The sequence below is a fragment of the Pseudomonas sp. genome (assembly GCF_030684895.1).
Taxonomy (GTDB): Bacteria; Pseudomonadota; Gammaproteobacteria; order Pseudomonadales; family Pseudomonadaceae; genus Aquipseudomonas.
On sequence record NZ_JAUXXP010000055.1, the window covers coordinates 1 to 8857 of the forward strand.

At 63.3% G+C, this 8857-nt stretch carries 7 protein-coding genes and 1 pseudogene; 2 read left to right on the forward strand and 6 right to left on the reverse strand.

Annotated features, from left to right (window positions below):
* Positions 1-157, forward strand: a 157-nt coding sequence (locus tag Q8M42_RS12605) for a cold-shock protein (RefSeq protein ID WP_305284052.1), incomplete at its 5' end; no start/stop codon positions are given.
* A gap of 306 nt (positions 158-463) precedes the next feature.
* On the opposite strand, the gene glyA is transcribed toward Q8M42_RS12605, so the two are convergent.
* Positions 464-1717, reverse strand: a complete 1254-nt coding sequence (gene glyA, locus Q8M42_RS12610) for a serine hydroxymethyltransferase (RefSeq protein WP_304871231.1) — start codon at positions 1715-1717, stop codon at positions 464-466.
* 291 nt (positions 1718-2008) lie between these two features.
* On the opposite strand from glyA, the gene Q8M42_RS12615 reads away from it, so the two are divergent.
* Positions 2009-3055 carry a low specificity L-threonine aldolase gene (locus tag Q8M42_RS12615; RefSeq protein WP_304871233.1) on the forward strand — a complete coding sequence of 349 codons (1047 nt, stop codon included), beginning with the start codon at positions 2009-2011 and terminating at the stop codon, positions 3053-3055.
* A 157-nt stretch (positions 3056-3212) separates the two neighbouring features.
* Here the strand turns inward: Q8M42_RS12615 and Q8M42_RS12620 are convergent, their stop codons facing one another.
* The 5 genes and pseudogenes from Q8M42_RS12620 to dgcA form a co-directional block, all read right to left on the reverse strand.
* Positions 3213-3458, reverse strand: coding sequence for a hypothetical protein (locus Q8M42_RS12620; protein WP_304871234.1), 246 nt, complete (start codon positions 3456-3458; stop codon positions 3213-3215).
* A gap of 126 nt (positions 3459-3584) precedes the next feature.
* The gene (locus tag Q8M42_RS12625; RefSeq protein ID WP_304871236.1) at positions 3585-4358 is read right to left on the reverse strand and encodes an electron transfer flavoprotein subunit beta; all 774 of its coding nucleotides are present in this window, start codon (positions 4356-4358) and stop codon (positions 3585-3587) included.
* A gap of 68 nt (positions 4359-4426) precedes the next feature.
* Entirely contained in the window at positions 4427-5650 is a 1224-nt protein-coding gene (locus Q8M42_RS12630) for an electron transfer flavoprotein subunit alpha/FixB family protein (RefSeq protein ID WP_304871238.1), read from the reverse strand.
* A 160-nt stretch (positions 5651-5810) separates the two neighbouring features.
* Positions 5811-7763, reverse strand: coding sequence for a dimethylglycine demethylation protein DgcB (gene dgcB, locus Q8M42_RS12635; RefSeq protein ID WP_304871240.1), 1953 nt, complete (start codon positions 7761-7763; stop codon positions 5811-5813).
* A 108-nt stretch (positions 7764-7871) separates the two neighbouring features.
* Positions 7872-8857 (reverse strand): annotated as a pseudogene (dgcA, locus tag Q8M42_RS12640) (dimethylglycine demethylation protein DgcA); the annotation flags it as partial.

The window sequence follows — 8857 nt, forward strand, 5'->3', positions numbered from 1 at the left end:
CGGGTTCATTCAGCGCGAAAGCGGCCCGGACGTATTCGTTCACTACCGCGCCATTCGTGGCGACGGCCACCGCACCCTGGTCGAAGGCCAGAAGGTCGAGTTCGGCGTGACCCAGGGCCAGAAAGGCCTGCAGGCGGAAGACGTCTCGGCGGTCTGAGCTCCAGCTCGAAATACAACAAGGCCCGTCGATGACGGGCCTTGTTGTTTCTAGGCGCTGTATTTCGTAGGGCGGGTTTCGCGGGTAGCTCCCCTCTCCCATTCATGGGAGAGGGGCTGGGGGAGAGGGCCGAGAACACCGCGAAACTGCCGGTTTTCCCTCTTCAGCGGCGAGGGTATTGATCGTGTTCGGTCATCTCCCCATATTTCATCCGGGCTACGGGTTGTCGATTCAAAATACTCGCAGCGCGAGATACTTACCCTCTCCCGCCCTTCGGGCACCCTCTCCCGTAGGGAGAGGGATCAATCAGCGATAAACGGGATAGTCAGCGCACAGGCCTGCCGCCAAGGTCGCCACTTGCGCCTCCACATCGGCATCGCCGAGGTGGTCGAGGATGTTGCAGATCCAGCCGGCCAGCTCGATGCTCTGCGCTTCCTTGAGGCCACGGGTGGTGATGGCCGGCGTACCGATACGCAGCCCGGAAGTGACAAACGGCGACTGAGGGTCATTCGGCACGGCGTTCTTGTTAACCGTGATGCCGGCACGCCCCAGGGCAGCATCGGCGTCTTTACCGGTCAGGCCCTGACGGATCAGGCTGACCAGAAACAGGTGGTTGTCGGTGCCGCCGGACACCACGTCGTAGCCACGCTCGATAAACACCTTGGCCATGGCCTGGGCGTTTTTGATCACCTGCGCTTGGTATTCCTTGAAGCCCGGCTCCATGGCTTCCTTGAAGCACACCGCCTTGGCCGCGATCACGTGCATCAACGGGCCGCCCTGGGCGCCGGGGAAGACCGCCGAGTTGAGTTTCTTCTCGATATCCGGATTGGCCTTGGCCAGGATCAGCCCACCACGCGGACCACGCAGGGTTTTATGGGTAGTGGTGGTCACCACATCGGCAAACGGAATCGGGTTGGGATACAGACCGGCAGCGACCAGACCGGCGACGTGGGCCATGTCGACAAACAGCAGCGCCCCGACCTTGTCAGCGATTGCGCGGAAACGCGGGAAATCCAGGGTTTTCGAGTAGGCGGAGAAACCGGCGACGATCATCTTCGGCTGGCACTCGACGGCCAGGCGCTCAACCTCGTCGTAATCGATCAAGCCGGTCGCGGTGTCGATGCCGTACTGCACGGCGTTGTACAGCTTGCCCGAGGACGACACCTTGGCGCCGTGGGTCAGGTGCCCGCCGTGGGCCAGGCTCATGCCGAGGATGGTATCGCCGGCATTGATCAGCGCCAGGTACACCGCGCTGTTGGCCGAGGAGCCAGAGTGCGGCTGCACGTTGGCGTAGTCGGCGCCGAACAGCGCCTTGGCGCGGTCGATGGCCAACTGCTCGACCACATCGACATGCTCGCAACCGCCGTAATAGCGCTTGCCCGGATAGCCTTCGGCGTACTTGTTGGTCAGGCCGCTGCCCTGGGCTTCCATCACCCGCTGGCTGGTGTAGTTTTCCGAGGCGATCAGCTCGATATGGTGCTCCTGACGGTTTTCCTCGGCGTTGATCGCGCTAAGCAATTCGTCGTCGTAGCCTTGAATCTGGTCGTGCTTGCTGAACATCGCTGATCTCCTGCGGCGCCTTAACGCAGCGCATCTGTGTCGGAACGGGCTGTGCCCTTGTGAGCCGATGGTATGACTGGCCCTGATCAGTCAGATGCCTAGGCACGCCACGGGGGATTGCGTTTGCGACATGCACGCGTCGCAATTGCGCAGGCCTTATAGACGACAGCGCATTGCGGCTTCGCCTGCGTGGCAGAGGATGTCGCCCTGGTATCTGCACGGCGACGTGACCGCAGATACAGTAGAGGCATCCCAAATTGCTTAGCCTCGGTCGCCCACAAGGAAGCCCCCATGCCCGATCTCTCGCAACAATTCGCCAGCGACAACTATTCCGGCATCTGCCCCGAGGCCTGGGCCGCCATGGCCGAAGCCAATCAGGGCCACCAGCGCGCCTACGGCGACGACGAGTGGACAGCGCGCGCTGCCGACCATTTCCGCCGTCTGTTTGAAACCGATTGCGAAGTGTTTTTCGCCTTCAACGGCACGGCGGCCAACTCCCTGGCCCTGGCGTCGTTGTGCCAGAGCTATCACAGCGTGATCTGCTCGGAGACCGCCCACGTCGAAACCGACGAGTGCGGCGCACCGGAGTTCTTCTCCAACGGCTCCAAGCTGCTGCTGGCCAAGACCGAGAACGGCAAACTGACCCCCGAAGCGATCCGCGAGCTCGCTCTCAAACGCCAGGACATCCACTTCCCGAAACCCCGCGTAGTCACTATCACCCAAGCCACTGAAGTCGGCACGGCCTACACGCCCGATGAAGTGCGCGCGATTAGCGCGGTATGCCGCGAATTGGGCCTGCATCTGCATATGGACGGCGCGCGTTTCTCCAACGCCTGCGCCTTTCTCGGCTGCAGCCCGGCCGAGCTGACCTGGAAGGCCGGCGTCGATGTGTTGTGCTTTGGTGGCACCAAGAACGGCATGGCCGTGGGTGAGGCCATCCTGTTTTTCAACAAGGACCTGGCGGTCGACTTCGACTACCGCTGCAAGCAGGCCGGTCAGCTGGCCTCGAAGATGCGCTACCTGTCCGCACCCTGGGTCGGCATCCTGCAGAACGATGCCTGGCTGAAATACGCCCAGCACGCCAACCACTGCGCGCAATTGCTCGCCGAGTTGGTCAACGATATTCCGGGGGTTAGCCTGATGTTCCCGGTTGAGGCCAACGGGGTGTTTTTGCAGATGTCGGAACCTGCTCTCGAAGTTCTGCGCGGCCAGGGCTGGCGCTTCTACACCTTTATCGGGGCAGGCGGCGCGCGCTTTATGTGCTCCTGGGACACCGACGAAGCGCGGGTGCGACAGCTGGCGGGGGATATTCGCCAGGCGATGACGGCAACGAACTAGAACCTTTTCGACTCAGATGGTTACAGCGTCTCTTGCGAGACACTTGCTCCCCGTTATCGGTTGCAACCTGTAGGAGCGGCCCATGGCCGCGATTGCGAGGTTCGCGGGCATGGCGGATGCCGCCCAGCCGCTCCTACATGGATAATCTGCGGCGCATCTAGCGCGGCACAAGTGCCGGTAACAAAGTGCGCGAGATGGCCTCGCGCACATTCGGCAACAGCGTCGCGCTACCGCCGAGCAACTCCTCCACCAGGCGCCGTAGCGCCACCGCCCGCTCCGGGCTCAGTCCACTAACGGCATGCTCACACGCCTGCTCCGCCGTGACTCCAGACGGAATCGACAGGCCCAGCGCCACCAGGCGTTCGCGTAGATCTTCATGATCGATCAGGTCGGCGTGCATCATGGTCCATTCCTCCAGTGGTGCGGTGATGACGTGGGCTCAGTAGTAAACCGTAGCCCGGATGCAATCCGGGGATCGCGGCCTCCCGGATTTCATCCGGGCTACGACCTGTGGTGCTCTTAGGCGGCGCTAACGCAGCACGCCCTCTTCCAATAACAACTTGAAGATAGCCTCGGCACCGGCCTGTGGCGATACATCTTTGAGCACCTGCCCGCCACCGCCGGACGCTTTGGCAGTAGCAGCCTTCATGCGTTCTGCGCCGGTCTTGGCCTTGATTACCTTAAGGCGTTTGGGCCGCGGTTTGGCCGGTTGCAGTTGCGCGCTGGCGAACAGCGGATCGGCGACCCGCTCCACCTCCTCGGCCGTCAACAGGCCACGCCGCGCCGGGCCGAAAGCGCTTTGGCGGGCGACGGGCGCAGCGTTATCGACGCTGGCGACAAACGGCAAACGCACCTGCAAGCGCCGCCGCTGACCGCGCGGCAGCGCTTGCAGCACCTGGGCCACGCCATTGCTGACCTGCTCCACCGCCGCTAACCCGACCACCAGTGGCCAGCCGAGCTGTTCCGCCAACAGATAAGGCAGCATGCCCGAACCTTCACCGGTTTCCGCCTGGCTGCCGGTCAGCACCAGCTGTGCGCTGGAGTCGGCCAGGTACTCGGCCAGCACCGGCAGCGCATCGCTGTGCGCCGGCTGTTCGAGAATTTTGATCTGATTAAGACCCATGCCCAGGTAGGCACGCAGCGCCTCCTGCTGTGGGTCGCCGGCATGCAGCACCTGCAACCGCTCACCGGCCAGGCGCAGGCCCAGCTCGACGGCGCGGGCATCCTGCTCGGCGCGGCGCGGGCGACCGGAAGTCGGGTGGGCACCCACCGAGACCAGCGCAACGATATTCAAGTCAGCCATGCATCCCCCGTAGCCCGGATGCAATCCGGGAGTCGGTGTTGAGGGCCCCGGATTGCATCCGGGCTACCTTATGCCGCATCACGTTCTGCTCCCTGCCGGTGGGCGGCGACGCGCTCGATCAGCGCCTGCAGGATCGCCGCAGACTCGCCAATCACCGAGAGGTCGGCGCGTTTGATCATGTCGCAGGTCGGGTCGAGGTTGATCGCCACCACCTTGTCGCAGGCGCCAATGCCTTGCAGGTGCTGGATCGCCCCGCTGATGCCCACGGCCACATACACCCGCGCGGTGACCCAGATGCCGGACGCGCCGACCTGGCGCTCACGGCCCATAAAGCCATCGTCCACCGCCACCCGCGAGGCCCCTTCGGTGGCGCCCAGCGCGGTGGCGGCCTGGTGGAACAGCGCCCAGTCCTTAACGCCGTTGCCGCCGGAGAGAATAAATTCGGCCTCGGCCATGGGGATCTGCGCCGGGTCGACCGCCACCGCACCGAGATCCTGAATACGCGGTAAATGGCTGGCCAGCGCCTCACTGAGCGCCAGCGGGCGCACTTCATGGCGGGTTTCGCTGACCGGCTCGGCGCATTCCACCGCCGCCAGAATCAAGCGTGGCGCTTGTTGCAGCAAATCTTCCCGCCCAGCACCGGCACGCCCACTGGCCATGCCATCGGCCACCTGCCAGACCCGCGTCGCTGGGCGCTCGCCGAGTTTGGCAGCCAGGCGGCGACCCAACTCGCCACCGCCGCTGCGGCTGTCCGGCAGCAACCAGTGGCGAGGCGACAGTTGCCGTTCTACTGCGCCGAGGGCCAGCACCCGCGCTTCCGGGGCGTAGCCGTCGAAAGTGTCATCTGCGAACTGCAGCAGGCGGTCAACACCGTTGCAGTCGAAGGCGCTTTCCTTGTGTTCACCAAAGATCAGCGCAACCACTGCGCCGTCGCTGCCGGCGAGCTTGTGCGCCAGGCCGAGCAGGTCCTTGTCGTGGGCGCTCAAGCGGCCGCCGAGCATATCCGGCACCACGGCGATATAGAACGCCGGTTGCTCAATCACGTGCAGCGGCAACTGCACCACGGCGCTGGCCGTGTTGCGTTTCTGGCTGCCGCCCTGCTGCGCGCCGGAACGGTCGATGCGCTTGAGGCCATTAGGGCCGATAAAGCCGACGCCATGCGGGTTCTTACGGATGACGCCATTTGGCCCCATCCAGCTCACGGCCGCTGGCTGCGATGCAGCATGCAGTGGGTGAAGGCGGTTGCGGGCGATCCACTCAGCCCGTGGATCACGGCGGATCAGGTCGCTCATAGACGCAACTCCTGAGCTGACACAATCAGTCCCCTCGCCCCTTCGGGGGAGAGGGCTAGGGAGAGGGGGAAGCAGGCGACACCGGCGTGGTGAATGCAACCCTCTCCCCCGGCCCCTCTCCCGCACGCGGGAGAGGGGAGGCAAGCACTGATGCCATACATTACGCGACCTCCACGACTGTTTTAGGCGCTGCCGTTACCGGTGCGGATTGCTCGATCAATACATCGGCCACCAGCTCGGCAATGTCCTTAACCTCCGGCCGCTGGCCAACCACGCCTTCGAGCATGGCGGTGCATTGCGGGCAACCGACGGCCACCAGCTCGGCGCCGGTCTCTTTGATGTCGCCCATGCGCATATCGGGAATCCGCTGCTTGCCTGGGATATCAGTGATCGGCGCACCGCCGCCGCCGCCGCAGCAACGCGAGCGGAAGCCCGAGCGCTGCATTTCCTTCACTTCAATGCCGATGGCATTCAGCACAGCGCGCGGCGCTTCGTACTCGCCGTTATAGCGGCCCAGGTAGCACGGGTCGTGGTAGGTCACGCTGCCGCCCTTATGTTGGCCCAGGTTCAACTTCTGCGCGCTGATCAGCTGCTCCATATAGGTGCTGTGGTGCAGTACCTGGTAGTGGCCGCCCAGTTCGCCGTATTCGTTTTTCAGTACATGGAAGCTGTGCGGGTCACAGCTGACGATGGTGTTGAACTGGTATTTGGCCAGGGTGGCGATATTGCGTTTGGCCAGCAGCTGGAAGGTCGCTTCATCGCCCAGACGACGGGCCACGTCACCGCTGTCGCGCTCCTCCAGACCGAGCACAGCGAAGTCGACCTTGGCCGCCTTGAGCACTTTGACGAACGCACGCAGCGTGCGTTGATTGCGCATGTCGAAGGCGCCGTCGCCAACCCAAAACAGCACGTCGACCTGTTGTTTGTCGCTTATCAGCGGCAGATTCAAATCCGCTGCCCAGTTCAGTCGGCCACCGGGGTTGAAGCCGCCAGGGTTGTCGGTGGCGATCAGGTTATCCAGTACTTCAGCGCCCTTGTTTGGCGTCGCGCCTTTTTCAAGCGTGAGATGACGGCGCATGTCGACGATGGCATCGACGTGCTCGATCATCATCGGGCATTCCTCAACGCAGGCGCGGCAGGTGGTGCACGACCACAGCGTCTCGGCATCGACCAGCGCCTTGCCACCCACGTTAACGATAGGCAGGTGCGGACCGCCACTGTGTTCACCGATGGCTTTGCCTGGATACGGTGAACCGGCGAACTTGGCATCAGTGCCGCCGGCCAAACCGACCACCATGTCCTGAATCAGCTTCTTCGGATTAAGCGGTTGGCCGGCAGCGAAGGCCGGGCAAGCCGCCTCGCATTTGCCGCACTGCACGCAGGCGTCGAAGCCAAGCAGTTGGTTCCAGGTGAAATCTGTGGGCTTTTCAACCCCCAGTGGGGCGTTGCGGTTATCCAGATCAAGGGGTTTCAAACCGGTGGAACGGCCACCAGCAAAGCGCTCAGCACGACGATGCCAAGCCAAGTGCAACGCGCCGGCAAAGGCGTGCTTCATCGGCCCGCCCCAGGTCATGCCGAAGAACAGCTCGGACACGCCCCACGCCACGCCGACCGTCAGCAACAATGCCAACACCCAACCACCAAAGTCGGCAGGCAGGATGCCGGCCACCGGCAGGGTGGCGATAAAGAAGCTGGCGGCGAACATCAGCAGACTTTTCGGCAGGCGCATCCACGGGCCTTTCGACAGCCGTGACGGCGGGTCGAGCCGACGTTTGGCGACAAACAGCGCGCCGACAAACATCAATGCGGTTGCGCCCAGCAAAGCGAAGCCGAGAATGCGGCTGTGCAGACCAAAGCCGTGCACCAGAATCGCCAGCACCGCCGCCAGAACAAAACCGCCGGCCGTGGCCACGTGGGTGTTGGCGATATATTTGTCGCGTGCGACCACATGGTGCAGGTCGACCATATAGCGGCGCGGCATGGCCAGCAGGCCGCCCAGCCAATCAACCTGAGCCGGACGGCCACGGCGCCACATTAGAAAGCGTTTGCCCGCGCCAATAACCGCAAGGGCCAGGGCAGCGAACAGCAGAATAGGGAGCAGGGTGTTCAACATCGAGGACATCCTCAATCCAAAAGGTGAGGCTAGTGGGAGGGGCTTTAGCTGCGATGCTTTTCGCCTTGTCGCGGCTAAAGCCCCTCCCACAACGATTCAGCGCCCGGATCAAAAATCCTTGCACAAACGCAGGGCGTCATAGATCGCCGCATGGATGTTGCGCTGGGCCACGCAGTCACCGATGCGGAACAGCAAGTAGCCGTCGCCGGCCTCGCTCAGGCAAGGCTGCGGTTTGATCGCGAACAGCGCCTCGACGTCGATCTGACCCTTGTTGCGCGAGCCTTCCTTGAGCCCGTAGTACAGGCTCTCGTCTGGACGCACGCCGTTTTCCACCACCACCTGATCAACCACTCGCTCTTCTTTGGCGCCGGTGTATTCGTTCTCCAGCACCGCCACCAGCTTGTCGCCCTCGCGGTAGACTTTTTCCAGCATCATGTCGCCGGTCATGATCACTTCCTTGGGGTACATGCTGCGGTAGTAGGTCGGGAAGCTGGTGCCGCCCATGGCCACACCCGGCTTGATGTCGTCGGTAACGATCTCCACCTTGGCGCCTTTGTCGGCGATAAAGTCGGCCACCGACATACCGGCAAACTCACAAATGGTGTCGTACACCAGCACGTTATTGCCCGGTGCAACGCTGCCATCGAGGATGTCCCAGCTGCTCACCACCAGGCCTTCGGCTGAGCCCCAGTGCTCGTTCTGCTCGATAAACGCATGACCGCCGTTGGCCAGCACGACAATATCCGGACGTAGATCGAGAATGCTCGCAGCATCAGCACCCGTGCTTAGGCGCAGGTCGACGCCGAGGCGCGCGATCTCCAGTTGGAACCAGCGGGTGATGCCGGCCATCTGGTCGCGCTGCGGCGCCTTGGCCGCCAGGCTGATTTGCCCGCCGAGCTGGTCCTTCTTCTCAAACAGGGTTACATCGTGGCCGCGCTCGGCCGCCACGCGCGCCGCTTCCATACCGGCTGGGCCGCCGCCAACGATCACCACCTTGCGCTTGGCCCCCGTGGTTTTCTCGATGATGTGCGGCAAGCCCATGTATTCACGGCTGGTCGCCGCGTTCTGGATGCACAGCACGTCCAGGCCCTGGT

What these genes read in the sequence shown, in the direction of transcription:
- Q8M42_RS12625 (WP_304871236.1), bottom strand. Translation starts at nt 4,358, where the DNA reads ATGGCTGACTTGAATATCGTTGCGCTGGTCTCGGTGGGTGCCCACCCG.
- Q8M42_RS12620 (WP_304871234.1), bottom strand. Translation starts at nt 3,458, where the DNA reads ATGATGCACGCCGACCTGATCGATCATGAAGATCTACGCGAACGCCTG.
- Q8M42_RS12615 (WP_304871233.1), top strand. Translation starts at nt 2,009, where the DNA reads ATGCCCGATCTCTCGCAACAATTCGCCAGCGACAACTATTCCGGCATC.
- glyA (WP_304871231.1), bottom strand. Translation starts at nt 1,717, where the DNA reads ATGTTCAGCAAGCACGACCAGATTCAAGGCTACGACGACGAATTGCTT.
- dgcB (WP_304871240.1), bottom strand. Translation starts at nt 7,763, where the DNA reads ATGTTGAACACCCTGCTCCCTATTCTGCTGTTCGCTGCCCTGGCCCTT.
- Q8M42_RS12630 (WP_304871238.1), bottom strand. Translation starts at nt 5,650, where the DNA reads ATGAGCGACCTGATCCGCCGTGATCCACGGGCTGAGTGGATCGCCCGC.